Origin of the sequence: Mesorhizobium sp. Root552, from assembly GCF_001427285.1 — a bacterium.
Lineage (GTDB): Bacteria > Pseudomonadota > Alphaproteobacteria > Rhizobiales > Rhizobiaceae > Mesorhizobium.
In genome coordinates, this window is record NZ_LMFV01000045.1 from 258,439 (window position 1) to 277,190 (window position 18,752).

17 protein-coding genes are annotated in these 18,752 nt (G+C 62.9%); 7 read left to right on the top strand and 10 right to left on the bottom strand.

What is annotated here, in order from left to right; all coding sequences use genetic code 11:
- Positions 1 to 21: 21 nt before the first annotated feature.
- From ASD50_RS16285 to ASD50_RS16320, 8 genes are all read right to left on the bottom strand, one after another.
- Positions 22 to 507, bottom strand: coding sequence for an ester cyclase (locus ASD50_RS16285; protein ID WP_056243270.1), 486 nt, complete (start codon positions 505 to 507; stop codon positions 22 to 24).
- A 64-nt stretch (positions 508 to 571) separates the two neighbouring features.
- A complete protein-coding gene (locus ASD50_RS16290) occupies positions 572 to 1,999 on the bottom strand; it encodes a gamma-aminobutyraldehyde dehydrogenase (protein ID WP_056243798.1) in 1,428 nt (475 codons plus the stop codon).
- A 17-nt stretch (positions 2,000 to 2,016) separates the two neighbouring features.
- Positions 2,017 to 2,832, bottom strand: a complete 816-nt coding sequence (locus ASD50_RS16295) for an ABC transporter permease (protein ID WP_056243272.1) — start codon at positions 2,830 to 2,832, stop codon at positions 2,017 to 2,019.
- Positions 2,833 to 3,014: 182 nt separating this feature from the next.
- Positions 3,015 to 3,980 carry an ABC transporter permease gene (locus tag ASD50_RS16300; protein ID WP_056243274.1) on the bottom strand — a complete coding sequence of 322 codons (966 nt, stop codon included), beginning with the start codon at positions 3,978 to 3,980 and terminating at the stop codon, positions 3,015 to 3,017.
- Positions 3,977 to 4,975, bottom strand: a complete 999-nt coding sequence (locus tag ASD50_RS16305; RefSeq protein WP_056243277.1) for an ABC transporter ATP-binding protein — start codon at positions 4,973 to 4,975, stop codon at positions 3,977 to 3,979. Before ASD50_RS16305 ends, ASD50_RS16300 begins: the two co-directional genes overlap by 4 nt.
- Before the next feature lie 145 nt (positions 4,976 to 5,120).
- Complete coding sequence (locus ASD50_RS16310) at positions 5,121 to 6,281, bottom strand: ABC transporter substrate-binding protein (RefSeq protein WP_056243279.1); 1,161 nt, start codon at positions 6,279 to 6,281, stop codon at positions 5,121 to 5,123.
- 129 nt (positions 6,282 to 6,410) lie between these two features.
- Positions 6,411 to 7,322 carry a LysR family transcriptional regulator gene (locus tag ASD50_RS16315; RefSeq protein WP_056243282.1) on the bottom strand — a complete coding sequence of 304 codons (912 nt, stop codon included), beginning with the start codon at positions 7,320 to 7,322 and terminating at the stop codon, positions 6,411 to 6,413.
- Positions 7,323 to 7,366: 44 nt separating this feature from the next.
- Entirely contained in the window at positions 7,367 to 7,903 is a 537-nt protein-coding gene (locus ASD50_RS16320) for a TetR/AcrR family transcriptional regulator (protein ID WP_056243283.1), read from the bottom strand.
- Between the two features lie 124 nt (positions 7,904 to 8,027).
- Here ASD50_RS16320 and ASD50_RS16325 point away from each other — a divergent pair, with 124 nt between their 5' ends.
- The 7 genes from ASD50_RS16325 (at position 8,028) to ASD50_RS16355 (ending at position 17,054) form a co-directional block, all read left to right on the top strand.
- The gene (locus ASD50_RS16325) at positions 8,028 to 9,242 is read left to right on the top strand and encodes an efflux RND transporter periplasmic adaptor subunit (RefSeq protein ID WP_056243286.1); all 1,215 of its coding nucleotides are present in this window, start codon (positions 8,028 to 8,030) and stop codon (positions 9,240 to 9,242) included.
- Complete coding sequence (locus ASD50_RS16330) at positions 9,239 to 12,322, top strand: efflux RND transporter permease subunit (protein ID WP_056243289.1); 3,084 nt, start codon at positions 9,239 to 9,241, stop codon at positions 12,320 to 12,322. Before ASD50_RS16325 ends, ASD50_RS16330 begins: the two co-directional genes overlap by 4 nt.
- A gap of 248 nt (positions 12,323 to 12,570) precedes the next feature.
- Positions 12,571 to 14,406 carry a dihydroxy-acid dehydratase gene (ilvD, locus tag ASD50_RS16335; RefSeq protein WP_056243291.1) on the top strand — a complete coding sequence of 612 codons (1,836 nt, stop codon included), beginning with the start codon at positions 12,571 to 12,573 and terminating at the stop codon, positions 14,404 to 14,406.
- Between the two features lie 104 nt (positions 14,407 to 14,510).
- Positions 14,511 to 14,771, top strand: a complete 261-nt coding sequence (locus ASD50_RS16340; RefSeq protein WP_056243293.1) for a hypothetical protein — start codon at positions 14,511 to 14,513, stop codon at positions 14,769 to 14,771.
- Positions 14,772 to 14,903: 132 nt separating this feature from the next.
- Positions 14,904 to 15,809: a DMT family transporter gene (locus ASD50_RS16345; RefSeq protein WP_056243296.1), complete on the top strand. Its 906-nt coding sequence runs from the start codon at positions 14,904 to 14,906 to the stop codon at positions 15,807 to 15,809.
- A gap of 79 nt (positions 15,810 to 15,888) precedes the next feature.
- On the top strand, positions 15,889 to 16,383 hold the full coding sequence (locus tag ASD50_RS16350; protein ID WP_056243298.1) for a GAF domain-containing protein: 495 nt from the start codon (positions 15,889 to 15,891) through the stop codon (positions 16,381 to 16,383).
- Between the two features lie 38 nt (positions 16,384 to 16,421).
- Positions 16,422 to 17,054, top strand: coding sequence for an ABC transporter C-terminal domain-containing protein (locus ASD50_RS16355; RefSeq protein WP_056243300.1), 633 nt, complete (start codon positions 16,422 to 16,424; stop codon positions 17,052 to 17,054).
- 26 nt (positions 17,055 to 17,080) lie between these two features.
- Here ASD50_RS16355 and ASD50_RS16360 read toward each other — a convergent pair whose 3' ends face one another.
- Complete coding sequence (locus tag ASD50_RS16360; RefSeq protein WP_056243302.1) at positions 17,081 to 17,905, bottom strand: dipeptide ABC transporter ATP-binding protein; 825 nt, start codon at positions 17,903 to 17,905, stop codon at positions 17,081 to 17,083.
- Positions 17,906 to 17,907: 2 nt separating this feature from the next.
- A complete protein-coding gene (locus tag ASD50_RS16365) occupies positions 17,908 to 18,750 on the bottom strand; it encodes an ABC transporter ATP-binding protein (protein ID WP_056243304.1) in 843 nt (280 codons plus the stop codon).
- Positions 18,751 to 18,752: the final 2 nt, after the last annotated feature.

The following is an 18,752-nucleotide window of genomic DNA, read 5'->3' on the forward strand; positions in this document are numbered from 1 at the left end:
CGGCGTCTTTCGGAATAACGCCTACATCAGCCCGAGCTGCTTGTAGAAGCCGAGCGCATCGTAATAGTCGCTTTGGTTGGCAATCTTGCCGTCCTTGACCGTAAACATGGACGCGCCGGCAAACGAGAATGTCTTGCCGGTCGCCTTTGTGCCGTCGCCCCAGTCACCGGAATTGGTGCCGGAAAACTCCCATTCGAACGAAACGCGGTCGCCTTGCACCACCGGATCGCCCTTCATTTTCCACACGGCATCGGGCGCGGCGTTGAGGAAATTGTCGATGACGTTGGTCTTGGCGGCATCCTTGCCGGTGACCGGCGTGCCGACCGAGGCGTCATAGTAGGTCACGTCGTCGGCAAAGTAACTTGCGGCCTTGGTCGAGTCATGGGCGTTCCAGGCGGCGAGGTAAGCGTCGACAACCGCCTTGGAGCCGTCTTGCGCGAAGGCGGGCGCGGCGATGAAAACTGCTGCGGCAACGGATGCCGATGTCAGGAACTTGCGGCGGTGCATGGTCTTTCTCCTCCCATGTTGAACGGCCGATTGTTCTCTCCCCCACCGGGGGAGAGGCCTGGCTCTATCCGTGCGCGACCATGACGTGGCGCACGGCCGTGTAGTCCTCCAGCGCATAGAGCGACATATCCTTGCCATAGCCGGACTGTTTCAGTCCGCCGTGCGGCATCTCGGTGGTCAGCATGAAATGCGTGTTGATCCAGGTGCAGCCATATTGCAGCCGCGCCGCCGTCGCCATGGCGCGCGAGACGTCCTTGGTCCACACCGACGAGGCAAGGCCGTAGTCGCTGTCGTTTGCCCACGCCACCGCCTCGTCCGTGTCGGAGAACCGCGTCACCGAGACGACCGGCCCGAACACTTCGCGCCGCACGATCTCGTCTTCCTGCAAGGCACCAGCGACCACGGTCGGCTGGTAATAGAAGCCCGAGCCCGCGCCCGGCTTGCCGCCGGTGGTGATCTCGATGTGCTTCAGTTCCGAAGCCCGCTCGACGAAGCTCGATACGCGGTCGCGCTGGCGCTTGGAGATCAGCGGCCCGATCTCGTTTTCGGTGTCGTCGGCATGGTCGTACTTGATGGTCGATACGGCGGACGACAGGTCGGCGACAAGCTTGTCGTAGATCTTCTTGCCGGCGTAGATGCGGCAGGCTGCGGTGCAGTCCTGCCCGGCATTGTAGTAGCCGAAGGCGCGCAGGCCGTTTACCACCGCGTCGAGGTCCGCGTCGTCGAACACGACGACCGGCGCCTTGCCGCCGAGTTCCAGATGCGTGCGCTTGACCGACTTGGCGGCGGCCTGCAGCACCTTCTTGCCGGTGGCGACGTCGCCGGTGATCGAGATCATGTTGATCTTGGGGTGGTTGATCAGCGGGCTGCCGACGCTCTCGCCGCGCCCGAGCACCACGTTGACCACGCCTTCCGGCAGCACTTCGGCCAGGATGCGCGCCAGTTTCAGCGCGGTCAGCGGCGTCTGTTCGGACGGCTTGAAGACGACGGTGTTGCCGCCCGCAATGGCAGGCGCCAGTTTCCACGCCATCATCATCAGCGGATAGTTCCACGGTGCGATGGACGCGACGATGCCGATGGGATCGCGCCGGATCATCGAGGTGTGGCCGGGCAGGTATTCGCCGGCAACCTGTCCGGGCATGGTCCGCACCGCGCCGGCAAAGAAACGGTAGCAATCGACGATTGCCGGGATTTCGTCGTTCAGCACGGCATTGATCGGCTTGCCGCAGTTGAGCGCCTCCAGCTTGGCGAACGCCTCGGCGTTGGCCTCGATGCGGTCGGCGATCTTGAGCAGGTAACCGGCGCGCTGGGCAGGCGTTGTGCGCGACCATGTGCCGAACGCTTTTTCGGCTGCGGCAACCGCGGCCTCGATCTGCGCCGCACTTGCCTCCGGCAGGTTGAGGATCGTCTCGCCCGTTCTCGGATTAAGGATAGGTTCCTCGGTTTCGGTGCCTTTCTGGAATTTCGAGCCGATCAGCATCTCGGTATGCATGGAACTCTCCTTCAGGATCATTTGCCCGAACCGGCGATCTGGTCGCCGTCGCGGGTGAGGTAATAGGCAAGCAGGATGGGCAACAGCGTCACCAGCACCACCACCATTGCCACTACATTGGTGACCGGGCGCTGGCGCGGGCGGATCAACTCCTCCAGCATCCAGATCGGCAGCGTTTGCTGCTGGCCGGCGGTGAAGGTGGTGACGATGACTTCGTCGAATGACAGCGCAAAGGCCAGCATGCCGCCGGCAAGCAGCGCGGTCGCGATATTGGGTAAGACGACATAGCGGAAGGTCTGGAAGCCGTCGGCACCAAGGTCCATCGACGCCTCGATCATCGAGCCGGAGGTGCGCCGGAAGCGGGCAACGGCATTGTTGTAGACGACGACGACGCAGAAGGTGGCGTGGCCGAGGATGATCGTCCAGAACGAGAACGGGATGTCGGTGAGCGCAAACGCCGAGCGTAGCGCAATGCCGGTGATGATGCCGGGCAGCGCGATCGGCAAGATGACGAGTAGCGACACCGTCTCGCGGCCGAAGAACTTGGAGCGCGAGACCGCTGCCGCGCAAAGCGTGCCGAGCACGACCGCAATCGCGGTCGAGATGGCTGCGACCCTGACCGAAAGCGACAGCGCTTCCCACACGTCCGGCCGGTTCCAGGTCACCGCGAACCATTGCGTGGTCAGGCCGGGCGGCGGCCACTGGTAGCTCTTCTCCTCGGTGGTGAAGGCATAGACGAAGATCAGCAGGATCGGCGCATGCAGGAAGATGAGGCCGAGGCCGGCTGCGATCTTCAGGCCAAGCGGCGTCTTCTGGTTGCGGTCAGAGCGCATGACAAGCTCCCTGCACCATCCTGAAGGCACCCCCACCCCTAACCCCTCCCCGCAAGGGGGAGGGGAATTTTGCGGCAGCACCATCCTGCAGAATCCGTCGACTGTTTTTAACAGGGCGGCGAGGGGCTAGTCCCCCTCCCCCTTGCGGGGAGGGGCAAGGGGTGGGGGTCAGGAAACAAAAATTACAGCGCATCGAAGGCCCCCATGCGCTTGGCCATCCAGAGATAGAGCCCCATGATGACGATCGGCACCACCGCGAAGGCGGCGGCCAGCGGAATGTTTCCCGCCGTGCCCTGCTGCGAGTAGACGGCCTGTCCGATGAACAGGCGCGATGTGCCGATGATCTGCGGAATGATGTAGTCGCCGAGCGTCAGCGAGAAGGTGAAGATCGAGCCTGCGACGATACCGGGCAGCGCCAGCGGCAACAGCACGTTCCAGAATGTCTGCCGTGGCGACGCGCCAAGGTCCGACGAGGCCTCGATGAGGTTGCCCGGCACGCGCTCGAGCGCCGCCTGCATGGGCAGGATCATGAACGGCAGCCAGACGTAGACGAAGACGATGAAGGTGCCGGTAAAGGAGACCGACAGCGAGTTGCCGCCGACGATGGGCAGCGACAGCCAGCCGTCGAGCAGCCAGAGAAGGTTCAGCTTGGAAAACAGCCAGGTGAGGATGCCTTCCTTGGCGAGGATCAGTTTCCAGGCATAGACCTTGACCAGGTAGCTCGACCACAGGGGCAGCATCACGGCAAGGTAGAACAGCGCCTTCCAGCGGCCGCGCGCATAGCGGGCTGCGTAATAGGCGATGGGAAACGCGACGACGATGGAGGCAAGCGTCACTGCCGCCGCCATGGTGACGGTGCGCAGGATGATGTCGAGATTGGCGGCCTGCAAAAGGTCGCCATAGGTCTTGAGCGTGAACTCGCGCTTGATCAGGCCGGAATATTCGTCGATCGAGAAGAAGCTTTGCAGGAGAAGCGCGAACAGCGAGCCGATATAGACGACGCCCAGCCACAAGACCGGCGGCAGCAGCATCAGGAAAAGCAACAGCTTCGGCTTGCGCCAGAACGCATCCGACAAGACGCCGCGAATGCCGCTTGCAGCCGGCAGGATAGCCGGTGCGGCGCGGTATTGGTTGGCGGCCGTGCTCATGCCGGCTCGTCCATAAGATGAAGCTGGTCGCGGTTGAAGGTCAGAACCAACGCTTCGCCTTCCTCCGGCAGCTTGGTCCCGGCGGGCACCACGGCGTGCAGCCGCAAGCCGTCGGCGTCGAGTGCCAGCCGCGTCGTCGCACCGAGATAATTGGCCGAAACGAGCCGCGCCGAAACACCGTCGCCGCGCGTGGCCTTGCCGACCCTGATCGCCTCGGGCCGCAGGCTGCCCCAGCGGCGCTGGCCGGAGTAGCGTTGCACGAAATCCGGTGGCAGCACGTTGGAAGAGCCGACGAAATCGGCGACGAAGCGCGTGGCAGGCCGCTCGTAGATATCCTGCGGCGTGCCCACCTGCATGATCTTGCCGTCATTGAACACCGCGACCCGGTCCGCCATCGACAGGGCCTCGCCCTGGTCGTGGGTCACGAAGATGAAGGTGATGCCGAGCGCCTTTTGCAGCGACTTCAGTTCTTCCTGCATGTTCTCGCGCAGCTTGAGGTCGAGCGCGCCGAGCGGCTCGTCCAGCAACAAAACCTTGGGCTGGTTGACCAGCGCGCGCGCCAGCGCCACGCGCTGCCGCTGGCCGCCGGAAAGCTGGCCGGGGCGGCGTTCGCCATAACCGGGCAGCCGCACCAGCGCCAGCGCATCCTCGGCTGCCTTGTGGCGCTCGGCCTTGCCGACGCCCTTGACCATCAGGCCATAGGCGACATTGTCGAGAATGTTGAGATGCGGGAAAAGCGCATAGTCCTGGAACACGGTGTTGACGTTGCGCCGATAGGGCGGAACGCCTTCGGCGCGCTCGCCGAAGATCGAGATCGACCCTGCCGTTGGCTGCTCGAAGCCGGCGATCAGTCTGAGGCACGTCGTCTTGCCCGAGCCGGAGGGCCCCAGCATGGCAAAGAACTCGCCGGGAACTATGTCCAGGTCGACCGCATCAACGGCGCGCACCGTGCCGAAATGGCGCGAGACTTTCTGAAAGGAAACAGCAGAGGTCATGGGTTCACTCTTTTCGAGAGTCGTCGCCGCCTCTCCCCGCGAGGCGGAGAGAGGAAAGCAGCTTCGACGTCAGCGTCGCCTCTCCCCGCGCTTTACGGGGAGAGGACAAGGGTGAGGGGCAACGCGCGCTTGCGAGGATGCGCGCTCACCGCCCGCCGATGACGCCGATATAGTCTGACACCCAGCGATAGTAAGGCACGCACTGGTTGTTCTGGCTGGCGCATTGCGACACTGGCGTCTTCCAGAACTTGATCTTGTCGAAATTCTCGAAGCCGTTGGTGGCGCAGCCTTCGTCGGTCAGAAGCTCGTTGCCCTTGCAGGCCGCCGGCACCACCGGCACCGAGCCGAACCATGCGGCGAGATCGCCTTGCACCTTCGGCTTCAACGAATGCTCCATCCACATATAGGCGCAGTTCGGATGCTCGGCATCGACGTGCAGCATGGTGGTGTCGGCCCATCCGGTCGCGCCTTCCTCCGGCACCGTCGAGGCAATCGGCTGCTTGGCGGCAACCAGCGTGTTGACCTGGAAAGGCCACGAGCTTGAAGCGACCACGCCTTCGTTCTGGAAATCGTCGACCTGGATCGCGGCGTCGTGCCAGTAGCGGCCGACGAGCGTGCGCTGTGTGCGCAACAGGTCGAGTGCCGCCTTGTACTGGTCCTCGTTCAGTTCGTAGGGGTCCTTGATGCCGAGTTCCGGCTTGTGCGCCATCAGGTAGTTGGCGGCGTCGGCAACGTAGATCGGCCCGTCATAGGCCTGCACGCGGCCCTTGTTGGACTTGCCGTCGGAGAGCGTCTGTTCCTCGAACACGACATTCCAGCTCTTCGGCGCTTCCTTGAATACATTGGTGTTGTACATCAGAACATTCGGGCCCCACTGGTAGGGCACGCCGTAATGGGCGCCGTCGACCGTATACCAGGGCGCATTCTGCAGCCGCTCGTCCACCGTCTTCCAGCTTGGGATCAGATCGACATTGACCGGCTGCACGCGCTTGCCGGCAACGAGCCGCAGCGACGCATCGCCGGAAGCGGTGACGAGGTCGAAGCCGCCTTCGTTCATCAGCGCCACCATTTCATCGGAGGTGGCCGCGGTCTTGACGGTGACCTTGCAGCCACTTTCCTTCTCGAAATCGCTTACCCAGTCGTAGGCCTTGTCGGTTTCGCCGCGCTCGACATAGCCAGGCCAGGCCACGATCGAGAGCGCGCCTTCGCCCTTGCCAAGCTCCTTGAGGGCTTCCTGCGCGACCGCCTGACCGGCGAAGGTCAGCGCCATGGTGAGAGCCGTACATGATTTCAGAAATGACTGCATCGTCGATCCTCCCGTTTCGAAAGGGGCCGTTCGTCTACGGCTTCTCCCTCCCGGAAAAGGTGTCTTGAAACCGCCGGTTTCGCAAATTCATTTATCAGAAAGCCGATATCGGTTTATCCGATATCATATTCATGGCCGCTGGCGCACCGTGCGTTGCGATTGGGCAATGCCGATGAAGTCGCGCGCGGCCTGCGGCAGGCTCGAGCCGCGCCGCCACACCATGCCGACCTGCACCACCGGCAGCGAACCCGAAACGTCGCGGGATTCGATGCGGTCGCCTTCCAGCGACCAGGGCCGGTAGACGAGGTCGGGCAACAGGGCGACGCCCGCGCCGGTTGCGACAAGGCTGCGCACCGCCTCGACCGAGCGGGTGCGGAATGCGACATGCGGCTTGGCGCCGATGGCGGCGAGCAGTTTGCCGGTGTTCTCCTCGATTTCGTCCACCGTCAGCATGATCAGCGGCTCGCCGGCAATGTCGCCGACGCTGATGATGTCGGCTGCGGCCAGCGGATGGCCGAGCGGCAGCCACAGCCGGTAGGCGGAGACTTCCAGGATTTCCGACTGCAATGCCGTGCGGTCGCGCAGGTTGGAAGTCACCATGACGGCGACGTCCAGCTTGCCGCCGACAAGCAGGTGTTCCAGATAATCGCCATTGTCTTCAATCGCCGAGATCTCCACAGCCGGGTTGGCGCGGCGGTAGCGGGCCAAAAGGTCCGAGAGCACGTAGCCGGCCACCATCGACGTAACGCCAAGCTGCAATCGGCCCGGCGCGGCCGCCTGCTCGCCGAAAAAGGCGCGCCGCGCATCCGACACGCCGGACAGGATTTTTGTGGCATGGCGCAGGAACTGGTGGCCCTTGTGGGTGATGTTGAGCCCGCGCGGGTGGCGCTCGAACAATTCGACGCCGAGGTCGCTCTCCAGTTCCTTGATCGCTTCGGTCACCGAGGATTGGGAGATCGACAGGTTCTGGGCAGCGCGCGAAACCGTGCCTTGCTCGGCGACGGCAACGAAATATTGCAACTGCCTCAGGGTGAATGCCATGGCCTCGAATAAGCATGGCTTTGGCCAAACTGCAAAGGCGCAGATTATCCGTTGGCGATCTCGAGCAACGTATCGACGAGCAGCTCTCGTTCGCCTTCGTTCAAAAGGTCGGTGTCGAACAGGCTCAGGCTGCGCAGGCCTTCGATCGCCAGATAGGTGACAAGCAGTGTCTTGAGGTTTGGCGTGTCGGCCTTCAGGCGCTCGAAAAGCTGGCGCTTGAACGTCTTCATCGGCGTGAGGAAATCAGGATCCTCGGCAATCGCCGAGAATATCCACGATGCGGCATCCTTGGTCTCGTCGCATTCCTGTGCCGAAAGACGAAGGTAGTTGGCAAGAAGGGTCTTGTCGGGTTCCGCCGCCCTGGCTGTTTCCAGCGCCTGCTGGAAGTCGTTGAGGTATTCCTCCACCAGTGCCTGCATCAGCTTTGCCTTGCTGGGGAAATTGTAGAGCAGGCCTCCCTTGGACACGCCGGCACGGCTGGCGACGGCATCGAGGGACAGGTTGCCGGGGCCGGCTTCGCGGGCCACATCGGCAGCGGCTGTCAGGATCTTTTCGCGGGAGTTTGACTTTTTTTGTTTCATAATGCCTCCATCGTCAGCTTAGACCCAATTGACATTACCGTCCAGACGGTACAGTAAGTAATCCACTTTGAGGCGCCGTTGCGCCCGCTTGCCCTATTGTCATTGCCGACCGAAAGGATCACCCGTGATCAAGCGTTTCATCATCGCTTTCATCCTGCTCGTGCTTGTTTGCGGCGGCATCGTCGGGTTCAACCTGTTCCGCGACAAGGCGATCAGCGACTTCTTCGCCAACATGAAAGCGCCGCCTGCGACCGTCTCGACAACGGTCGTGAAGCCGCTGGAATGGACCCCGGGCATCGAGGCGATCGGCACCGTTTCGGCGGCGCGCGGCGTCGATCTCACGGTAGAGACGACCGGCATTGTCAAGGACGTCATGTTTGCCGCCAACGAGCATGTCAAGGAAGGCCAGTCGCTGGTTCGCCTTGACGATGCGGTGCAGCAGGCCGATCTGGCCGCCGCCAAGACGCAGGCTGCGCTGGACGGGCAGGCGCTCGACCGCGCGCTCGCCCTGCAGAAACGCGGCGTCGGCACCGACGCCACTTTGGATGCGGCGCGCGCCGCTTCGTCCGCCTCGACATCGCAGGTCGCCAAGCTGCAGGCCGTGCTTGACCAGAAGCTTCTCAAGGCGCCGTTTTCCGGCACCATCGGCATTCCGAGGGTCGAGGAAGGCCAGTACGTCGCGCCGGGCAATGCGGTTGCCACGTTGCAGGACATCGACACGATGCGCGCCGATTTCACCGTGCCGGAGCAGCGCTTCAGCGAGTTGAAGATCGGCCAGCCGGTCCGTTTCGGCCTCGCTTCCGGGGATATGCCCTATGAGGGCAAGGTTGTCGGCATCGATCCCAAGATCGACCCGGTCAGCCGCCTTGTCTCGGTTCGTGCCGAAATCTCCAATCCCGACGGTCGCCTCAGCCCCGGCCAGTTCATTCAGGTGCGCGTTGAACTGCCGGAAGAAAACAACGTTCTGGCCCTGCCTCAGACAGCGCTTACCTCCAGCCTCTACGGCGATTTCATCTTCGTCGTGAAGCCGGCCGAGGCAAAGCCGGAAGCCAAGCCGGCAGATGCCGCTGCTGCTCCCGCGGCGAAGGAAGGTGATGCCAAGCCCGCGGCCGATGCCGCCAAGCCGGCAGAAGAAGCCAAGCCCGGCCTCGTCCTGGCGCAGGTTTTCGTCACGCCCGGTCGCCGCAACGCGGGCCTCGTCGAAATCACCAAAGGCATCGCAGCCGGCGATGAAGTCGTGACGGCAGGACAGAACCGTTTGTTCAACGGCATGTCCGTCAACATCGACAACACCATCGATCCGACGAAGCCAGCTAACCCGCAGGCGGCCGTACAATGAGCTTTTCCGACATCTTCATCCGCCGGCCGGTCCTCTCGACCGTCCTCGCCTGCCTGATCCTGCTTTTGGGCTTTCAGGGCATCTTCAACCTGTCGATCCGCCAGTATCCGAAGGTCGACGAAACCGCCATCACCATCACCACGGCCTATCCGGGTGCCAGCGCCGACCTGATCCAGGGCTTCATCTCGGCCCCGATCGCGCGCGCCGTTTCGTCGACGGAAAATGTCGACTACGTCACCTCGCAAAGCAGCCCTTCGATAAGTGTCGTCACCGTGCAGATGAAGCTCGGGTCCGATCCTGACACCGCCTTGACCGAGGTGATGTCGAAGGTGCAGGGCGTGCGCGGCACGCTGCCAACCGAGGCGAGGGACCCGGTCATCGTCAAAGGCACTGGCCAGGATTTCGCGATGATGTATCTGTCGATGCAGAATCCGAACATGACGCCCGAGCAGCTTACCGAATACATCCAACGCGTCGTGCGACCGCGCATGACGACGGTGGAAGGCGTTGCCGACGTCCAGATTTTCGGCGCCGCCGACTATTCGATGCGTGTCTGGATCGACCCGGTCAAGATGGCGGCGCGCGGCGTGACCGCGACCGACGTGCTGACGGCGATCAACAACTCCAACTTCCTGTCCGCCCCGGGCAAGGTCGAGAACGAATACGTCGCCTCGTCCATCACCGTGCGCTCGACATTGCAGACGCCGGAAGCCTTTGCCGAACTGCCGCTTCAATCCAAGGACGGCAATGTCGTAAGATTGCGCGATGTCGCGCGCGTCGAGCTGGCAGCGGAAAGCACCGACACGCGGGTGAATTTCAACGGCAAACCCGGCACTTTCCTCGCAATCTTCCCTACACCGGCGGCCAATCCGCTCAGCACGGCGGAAGCCATTCACAAGATCGTGCCGTCGATCCAGGAAACCCTGCCCCAGGGCATGACGATCGAGATCGTCTATGACTCGACGGAGCAGATCAGCGCGTCGATTGAGGAAGTGTTCAAGACCATCGCCGAGGCGGTTGCCATCGTCATCGTGGTCATCCTGCTCTTCCTGGGATCGTTCCGCTCGGTCATCATGCCGATCGTCACCATTCCGCTGTCGCTGATCGGCGTCTGCTTCCTGCTCTTCGCAGTCGGCTATTCGATCAACCTTCTGTCCCTGCTGGCCATGGTTTTGGCCATCGGCCTTGTCGTCGACGACGCCATCGTGGTGGTGGAAAACATCCACCGGCACATGGAAGAAGACAACATGCCGCCGATGCAGGCGGCGTTCAACGGCATGCGCGAAATCTCCTCGGCCATCGTCGCCATGACGCTGACGCTCGCCGCAGTGTTTGCCCCGCTTGCCTTCACCGGCGGCCTCACCGGCGCGCTTTTCCGGGAATTCGCAGTGACGCTTGCAGGCTCCGTGGTGATTTCCGGCCTCGTCGCCATCACCATCACGCCGATGATGTCCGCGCGTCTCCTCAAGGCGGGCTCGCACAGCCGTTTCCAGCGCATAGTTGACGGCACTTTCGAGCGCGTTGAGCACATTTACGAGAAGCTGGTCTCGGGATCGCTGAAATACCGTCCCGTGACCTTGATGATCGTCATCGCGCTTGTCGCCCTGACCGGTTTCATGTTCACCAAGACGTCGAGCGAACTTGCGCCGGAGGAAGATCAGGGCTTCCTGCTCTCCCTGGTGACCGCGCCGCGCTACGCCACCTCCGACTACACGGAAACCTACGTCAACCAGATCCTGGGACTGGTGCAGGACGTTCCGGAAACCCGTGCGCTTTTCGCGGCCACCGCCTTTGGCGGCGCCACCAACAGCGCCTTCGTCGGCTTCGCCTTCAAGGATTGGGCCGAGCGCGAAAGGTCGCAGAAGCAGCTTCAGGAGGACATCCAGGGCAGGCTCTCCCATGTCGCAGGCGTAGAGGCGTTCGTTTTCGCGCCTCCCACCTTGCCGGGTTCGGGCGGCGGCCTGCCGGTCTCGATGGTGGTGCGTTCCACCGGCGACGCTAGCCAGGTCTATGAGGCCGCCGAGGAAATCAAGAACAAGGCGCAGGCCACCGGCCGCTTCATCGTGGTGCAGAACTCGATGGCCTTCGATGCCCCGCAGACTACGGTCACCATCGACCGCGACCGGGCTGCGGCGCTCAACCTGCCCATTGCCGACATAGGCCGCACGTTGACGCTCTTGGTCGGCGGCGCTGAAGTGGCGCAGTTCGACCGCGATTCCAACAGCTACGACATCATCCCGCAGGTGCCGCAGGAGTTCCGCGACAATCCCGAGAAGCTGGGCGACTATTTCGTGCGCAGCGTCACGGGCGAGATGGTGCCGCTGTCGTCGGTCGTGAAGATATCGAATAACGCCGCCCCGGCTGCGATCGAACAGTTCAACCAGCTGAACTCGGCCACCATTTCGGCGCTTCCATTGCCGGGCGTCACCAGCGGCGATGCGCTGAAGACGCTGGAGGACATCGCCAGCCAGAGCCTGCCGGATACCTTCTTCGTCGACTATTCCGGCCAGTCGCGGCAGGAAAAGGAGCAGGGCAACACCATCCTGATCGCCTTCGGCGCTGCCATCCTCGTCATCTATCTGGTACTGGCGGCGCAGTTCGAAAGCTTCCGCGATCCGCTTATCATCATGATGTCGGTGCCGCTGTCGATCTTCGGCGCTGTCGTGCCGCTCAATCTCGGGCTCGGTACGCTGAACATCTATACGCAGGTCGGCCTGATCACGCTGATCGGCCTGATAACCAAGCACGGCATCCTCTTGGTGGAATTCGCCAACCAGCAGCGCGAGCTGCACGGCATGCGGCGGCGGGATGCCATCGTCGCCTCCGCCAGGGTGCGCTTGCGGCCGATCCTGATGACGACGGCTGCGATGGCGCTCGGCGTCGTGCCGCTGATCCTGTCCAGCGGCGCGGGCGCCGCGGCGCGCTACTCCATGGGTCTGGTGATCTTCACCGGCATCCTGATCGGAACCATGTTCACGCTGTTCGTGGTGCCGATGTTCTATACCTTCATCGCCAGCAAGGACGTGCCCAAGCACGCCGAAAAGCCTGACCCCAAGCTGATGCCGGCGGTGATCGACTAGCCGGGCAGAACCACGAAACGACAAAGGCGGTGGAGCGATCCACCGCCTTTTTGCTTGGGACTGTCTGCTGCGCCCTTAGCCCCCCGCGTCGTGTCCTCGATTTTGTCAAACCGTTACCGGCGGAATGAAACGCTCTGGACTGGCGCAGCGCAAAAGCGTGGCAACAGAAAAAGATGGCGTGTATAACGCCTGCGACCTATTTTTATCGAACGGCGCGATGGCGCCGTTGCCCAGTCAAGGACAGTTTCATGCCTGCCTATCGTTCACGTACGACCACCCATGGCCGCAACATGGCCGGCGCGCGCGGCCTCTGGCGCGCCACCGGCATGAAGGACGGCGATTTCGGCAAGCCGATCATTGCCGTGGTCAACTCGTTCACGCAGTTCGTGCCGGGCCACGTGCACCTCAAGGATCTCGGCCAGCTCGTTGCGCGCGAGATCGAGAAGGCGGGCGGCGTCGCCAAGGAATTCAACACCATCGCCGTCGATGACGGCATCGCCATGGGCCATGACGGCATGCTCTATTCGCTGCCGTCGCGCGAGATCATCGCCGACAGCGTCGAATACATGGTCAATGCGCACTGCGCCGACGCCATGGTCTGCATCTCCAACTGCGACAAGATCACGCCCGGCATGCTGATGGCCTCGCTGCGCCTCAACATCCCGACCGTGTTCGTCTCGGGCGGCCCGATGGAGGCCGGCAAGGTGGTGCTCGCCGGAAAGACGCAGGCGCTCGACCTGGTCGACGCCATGGTCGCTGCCGCCGACGATGCGGTATCCGATGAGGACGTCAACGCCATCGAGCGCTCGGCCTGCCCCACCTGCGGCTCGTGCTCGGGCATGTTTACCGCCAATTCGATGAACTGCCTGACCGAGGCGCTTGGCCTGTCGCTGCCCGGCAACGGTTCGACGTTGGCCACCCATGCCGACCGCAAGCGCCTGTTCGTCGAGGCCGGCCATCTGATCGTCGATCTCGCCCAGCGCTATTACGAGCAGGAGGACGAGACCGCCTTGCCGCGCACCATCGCTTCCAAGGCCGCGTTCGAAAATGCCATGACGCTCGACATCGCCATGGGAGGTTCGACCAACACCGTGCTGCACATCCTTGCCGCCGCGCACGAAGGCGAGGTCGACTTCACGCTTGCCGACATCGACCGGCTTTCACGCAAGGTGCCGTGCCTGTCCAAGGTCGCCCCGGCCAAGAGCGACGTTCACATGGAAGACGTCCATCGGGCCGGCGGCATCATGCGCATCCTCGGCGAACTCGATCGCGGCGGGCTGATCCATCGCGATAGCCCGACCGTCCATGCCACGACCATCGGCGACGCCATCGACCGCTGGGATATCACCCGCACCAACAATGAATCCGTGCGCGAATTTTTCCGCGCGGCACCTGGCGGCATACCCACTCAAACGGCGTTCAGCCAGGATGCGCGCTGGAAGGACCTCGACACCGATGGCGAAAACGGCGTTATCCGTTCCGTCGAGCATCCCTTCTCCAAAGACGGCGGATTGGCCGTGCTGAAGGGCAATATCGCGGTCGACGGCTGCATCGTGAAGACCGCCGGCGTCGATGAATCGATCCTGAAATTTACTGGCCCGGCCCGCGTCTTCGAAAGCCAGGATTCCAGCGTGCTCGCCATCCTCAACGGCAAGATCAAGCCGGGTGACGTCGTCGTGATCCGCTATGAAGGTCCGCGCGGCGGACCCGGCATGCAGGAAATGCTCTACCCGACCAGCTATCTGAAGTCGAAGGGCCTCGGCAAGGAATGCGCGCTTTTGACCGACGGGCGTTTTTCCGGCGGCACCTCGGGTCTCTCCATCGGCCACGTTTCGCCGGAAGCGGAGGAAGGCGGCCTGATCGGGCTTGTGCGCGAGGGCGATATCATCGAGATCGATATCCCCAACCGCACCATCAATCTCGCCGTTGACGATGCCGAGCTTGCCCGCCGCCGCGTCGAGCAGGACAAGGCCGGCTGGAAGCCTGTCGAACAGCGCAAGCGCAAGGTCACCAAGGCGCTGCGCGCCTATGCGGCCTTCGCGACCAGCGCCGACAAGGGCGCGGTGCGCCACGTGCCGGAGTAAAGTTCTGGCGGGACTCAACATCGTGGCGGACGCGTTGAGTCTTGCCACGATTTTGCTCTATCGCTCCGGCATTGCATATTCTCACCGTTGCTGGAGCCTCGACAATGCGCGCGCTCACATCTTTTGCCCTCGTCGCCCTCGGCGTACTGCTTTCAGGCTGCATGAGTGCCCAGGATTTGCGCGCTGCCGACGAGGCCAAGTGCCGGGCCTATGGCTTCAAACACAACAATGACGCTTTCGCCGAATGCCTGCAGCGCATCGAACTTGATCGACGCGCCGAGAGCCGTGAAATGCGTCGCATCGATCCCTTCCTGCAGCCGCGCGTGATCTATCGCCCGGTCATCGTGCGCCCGCCGGCGCCGTAAGTCTCTTCGCGGTTTCCTGAACCAATCGAATTCCCTCGCCAATCAGGCCCCATCCGGCTAAAGCGCGTGATCGCCGCGGACGGTCGAGCAACCGGGCTCTCCAATTCACGCGGCCTGAAGAGACAACCGCCGATGTTCAAGTTCCCGATCCGCAACATGATTGTGGCCGGCGTCCTGCTGATGATGGCGGGCGACTTCATGTTCGCGCTCAACGATGCAATGGGGAAATGGCTGGTCGCCAGCTTTTCGGTCGGCCAGGTGGTTTTGGTCCGCTCGATCGGTTCGTTTCTGATCCTCGGCCCGATGATTGTCCATCAGGGCGTTGCCAAGCTGTTCCACATAGACCGGCTCGGCTTGCAGGTTCTGCGCGTCGTCGCCACCACGCTCGACACCGTGCTGTTCTACGCCGCCGTCGTCTATCTGCCGTTGGCCGACGTGATGAGCTTCTACATGGCGGGCCCCATCTACGTCGCCGCGCTCTCGCATTTCCTGCTTGGCGAAAAGGTCGGCTGGCGGCGCTGGCTGGCCATCATCGTCGGCTTCTGCGGCGTGCTCATCATGCTGAAGCCTTCGTCGGCCGCATTCTCGCTGTCTTCGCTGTTTGCGCTGATCGGCAGCATTTCCTTTGCCGTCGGCATCGTCCTCAACCGCAGCCTGCGCGGCACCAGCGACACCACGTTAGTCACCTGGCAAACCGTCGGAGCAGGTCTCGTTGCCGCAGTGATGGCGGTTGGCAATTGGCAACCCGCCGCGGCATTCGACTATGGCGCCATGCTTCTGCTCGGCATCGTCTCGGGCGCCGCCCATCTCATGATCACCCGGGCGCTGAAACTGGCACCAGCCTCGACGCTGGCTCCGCTGCACTACACGCTGCTCTTGTGGGCGGTGGTGTTCGGTGCGCTGTTCTTCAGCGACTTTCCCGGCCCGCGCATCCTCATCGGGGCGGGCATCGTCGTCCTCGCCGGCCTGTTCATCTTCCATCGCCAGAAGGTCAAGGACACCGTGCCGCCGGAAAATGTGCCGAAGGGCGTCAACTGACGGGATTTTGCTTTCCGTAGATCGGCATTCGGGCTTATCACGCTAATGCCGGATTGCAGTTTGCCGGCGGAGACAGGACATGTTTGCAGCCCACGCCATCGACACCAGCGACAAGCCTCAATTCTACCATGAACTCGCGGCCCAGATGGAAGGCTTGCTCACCGGCGAGGCCGATGCGATTGCCAATGCCGCCAATGTCTCTGCACTGCTGTTCCAGTCGATGCCCGACCTCAACTGGGCAGGCTTCTATTTCCTGCGCTCGCCGGACGAACTCGTCGTCGGCCCGTTCCAGGGCAAGCCGGCCTGTGTGCGCATCGCGGTTGGTCGCGGCGTGTGCGGCAGCGCGGTTGCCGAGCGCCGCTCCATCATCGTCGAAGACGTGACCAAGGCCGACAACCACATTTTCTGCGATCCCGATTCCCGCTCCGAACTGGTCGTGCCGCTTGTCCGCGCTGGCCAGATCATCGGCGTCATCGACCTTGATAGCCCAACGCCCGGCCGTTTCGACGAAGACGACCGCACCGGTGTCGAGCGGCTGGCTGAAATCTACGTTGCCGCCAGCGCCTCTTTCTGATTTCCTGCCGCCAGCTTGGCGCAGCATCGGGGGCAGCGGTGGCGGACAACATTTTCGGCAAGGCGAGCGCGCTGATCCTGACCGGCGCCGGCGTATTGGGCATCAGCTACGGCATCGCCAAATATGTCACCGATTTCGAGGCCGCCAAGGGCGAGATCCAGAACCTGCGCGGCCAGATCGCGCAACTGCACGAAGTTCTGTCCAAAGCCCAGTTCGGGACGGATGCGGCGCGCATCGACCGCCTTGAGGCGCGCATCGGGGAGCTGGAAAAGAGGCTGGAAGCGCGCGCATCCGCACCCGCCGTAACGCCTGTCGCCGCTCCCTCGGCCTCCACCATCAAGGCCCATCTCGATGCCGGCGGTTTCGACGGCGCGGCCTCGGACGGCACCACGCGCTGGCCGTTCCGGGTCACCGATGTCAGGCTGGGCGCAGATTTCCAGTTCGAGGCGACGCTTGAATGGACGACGATGAAATCGCAGCACCTGATCAAGGGCCGCTATTCCGACACCTCGCTTTTCTTCAAGGAAGTCGATTTCATCAAGAGGGGCAACAACAACGTCATCGGCTGCGAATACACGCTTGCTTCGCAACGCCCCGATGGCCTGTCCGGCACCTACGAGAATTGCGACGGCAACGCCGCCGGCGGCACCATCGACGTCAAGTGGTGGTGAGCGACCGCGCTTTCTGCTTGTAGCCTTCAGGCGGCCTTCTTCGCCAGCCTTGCCTTGATGCTGGCAACGTCGGCGCGCGGCGTCGCTGCAAACAGCGTCTTGGTGTAGCTGTGCTGCGGGTTTGAAAACACCTCGTCGCGCGGGCCATATTCCACCGCCTCGCCGAAATACATCACCATCACGTCGTCGGCGATGTAGCGCACCACTGAGAGATCGTGGCTGATGAAGACATAGGTCAGTTCGAACTCGTCCTGTAGGTCGGCAAGCAGGTTGAGCACCTGGGCCTGCACCGAAAGGTCGAGCGCCGACACCGGCTCGTCCAGCACCAAAAGCCGCGGGTTCAGCATCAGCGCGCGCGCAATGGCGATGCGCTGGCGTTGACCGCCTGAGAACATATGCGGATAGCGGTTGTAGTGCTCAGGCCCGAGGCCGACCTTCTTCAGCATGGCGTGGGCCAGATCGCGCCGCTCTTCCGCAGGCTTGTCGGTGTTGATGATCAACGGCTCGCCAAGAATGTCGCCGATCTTCTGGCGCGGGTTCAGCGAGCCATACGGGTTCTGGAACACGATCTGCACCTTGCGGCGCATCTCCTTCGACAGCCCGTCCTTGGCAATATCGACCTTGTGGCCGTCGATCAAAAGATCGCCTGAAGTCGCCGGATCGATCAGCGTGATGATGCGCGCAAGCGTGGACTTGCCGCAGCCGCTTTCGCCGACGATCGCCAGCGTCTTGCCTTGCTCGACGCTGAACGACACGCCCTTGACCGCATGCACGGTGCGCGCGCCGCGAAACATGCCGCCGCCGACATGATAGTCGCGCTTGATGTTCTTTCCCTCGACAACAACGCTCATCGTCAGGCTCCCGGCGCGGGTTCGAACATCATGTCGGACACCGTCGGCAGGCGGTCGCCGGTGGCGTTGTCGGGCAGGGCAGACAAAAGCGCGCGCGTATAATTGCTCTTCGGGCTCTCGAACAGCGACAGAACGTCCGCCTCTTCCATCTTGGTGCCCTTGTACTGCACGATCACCCGGTCGGCGGTTTCGGCCACCACGCCCATATTGTGGGTGATCATGATCAGGCCCATGCCGTATTCCGCCTGCAGGCGGACAAGCAGGTCGAGGATCTGCTTCTGGATGGTCACGTCGAGCGCCGTGGTCGGCTCGTCCGCGATCAACAGCTTCGGATTGCAGGCAATGGCAATCGCGATCATCACGCGCTGGCACTGGCCGCCCGACATCTGGTGCGGATAGGAACTCAGCCGTTCAGCAGGTTCGGGAATGCCGACCAGCGTCAGAAGCTCGATGGCGCGGGCCCGCCGCTGCGCCCGGTCCATGCCCATGTGGAAGCGCAGCACTTCCTCGATCTGGAAGCCGACCGTGAAGCAGGGGTTGAGGCTGGCGATCGGCTCCTGGAAGATCATCGAAATGTCCTTGCCGACGATCTTGCGCCGCTCGGCCGCGTCGAGGCCGAGCAGATCGATGCCGTCGAAGCTCATGCGATCGGCCGTGACGGTTGCGGATGAGGGCAACAGGCCCATCACCGCCAGCATCGACACCGACTTGCCGGAGCCGCTCTCGCCGACGATGGCCAGCACCTCGCGCGGCTCGACCGAGAGGTCGATGCCCTTCACCGCCAGGAACGGGCCGGTCGAGGTGTCGAAGGAAACGGTGAGGTTCTTGATATCGAGCAGAGGCATGG

Bases quoted from the DNA above. Each gene is read 5' to 3' on its own strand.
- ASD50_RS16295 (WP_056243272.1), bottom strand. From the start codon at position 2,832: ATGCGCTCTGACCGCAACCAGAAGACGCCGCTTGGCCTGAAGATCGCA.
- ASD50_RS16365 (WP_056243304.1), bottom strand. From the start codon at position 18,750: ATGCCTCTGCTCGATATCAAGAACCTCACCGTTTCCTTCGACACCTCG.
- ASD50_RS16330 (WP_056243289.1), top strand. From the start codon at position 9,239: ATGAGCTTTTCCGACATCTTCATCCGCCGGCCGGTCCTCTCGACCGTC.
- ASD50_RS16315 (WP_056243282.1), bottom strand. From the start codon at position 7,322: ATGGCATTCACCCTGAGGCAGTTGCAATATTTCGTTGCCGTCGCCGAG.
- ASD50_RS16285 (WP_056243270.1), bottom strand. From the start codon at position 507: ATGCACCGCCGCAAGTTCCTGACATCGGCATCCGTTGCCGCAGCAGTT.
- ASD50_RS16340 (WP_056243293.1), top strand. From the start codon at position 14,511: ATGCGCGCGCTCACATCTTTTGCCCTCGTCGCCCTCGGCGTACTGCTT.
- ilvD (WP_056243291.1), top strand. From the start codon at position 12,571: ATGCCTGCCTATCGTTCACGTACGACCACCCATGGCCGCAACATGGCC.
- ASD50_RS16360 (WP_056243302.1), bottom strand. From the start codon at position 17,905: ATGAGCGTTGTTGTCGAGGGAAAGAACATCAAGCGCGACTATCATGTC.
- ASD50_RS16345 (WP_056243296.1), top strand. From the start codon at position 14,904: ATGTTCAAGTTCCCGATCCGCAACATGATTGTGGCCGGCGTCCTGCTG.
- ASD50_RS16320 (WP_056243283.1), bottom strand. From the start codon at position 7,903: ATGAAACAAAAAAAGTCAAACTCCCGCGAAAAGATCCTGACAGCCGCT.
- ASD50_RS16300 (WP_056243274.1), bottom strand. From the start codon at position 3,980: ATGAGCACGGCCGCCAACCAATACCGCGCCGCACCGGCTATCCTGCCG.
- ASD50_RS16350 (WP_056243298.1), top strand. From the start codon at position 15,889: ATGTTTGCAGCCCACGCCATCGACACCAGCGACAAGCCTCAATTCTAC.
- ASD50_RS16305 (WP_056243277.1), bottom strand. From the start codon at position 4,975: ATGACCTCTGCTGTTTCCTTTCAGAAAGTCTCGCGCCATTTCGGCACG.
- ASD50_RS16290 (WP_056243798.1), bottom strand. From the start codon at position 1,999: ATGCATACCGAGATGCTGATCGGCTCGAAATTCCAGAAAGGCACCGAA.
- ASD50_RS16310 (WP_056243279.1), bottom strand. From the start codon at position 6,281: ATGCAGTCATTTCTGAAATCATGTACGGCTCTCACCATGGCGCTGACC.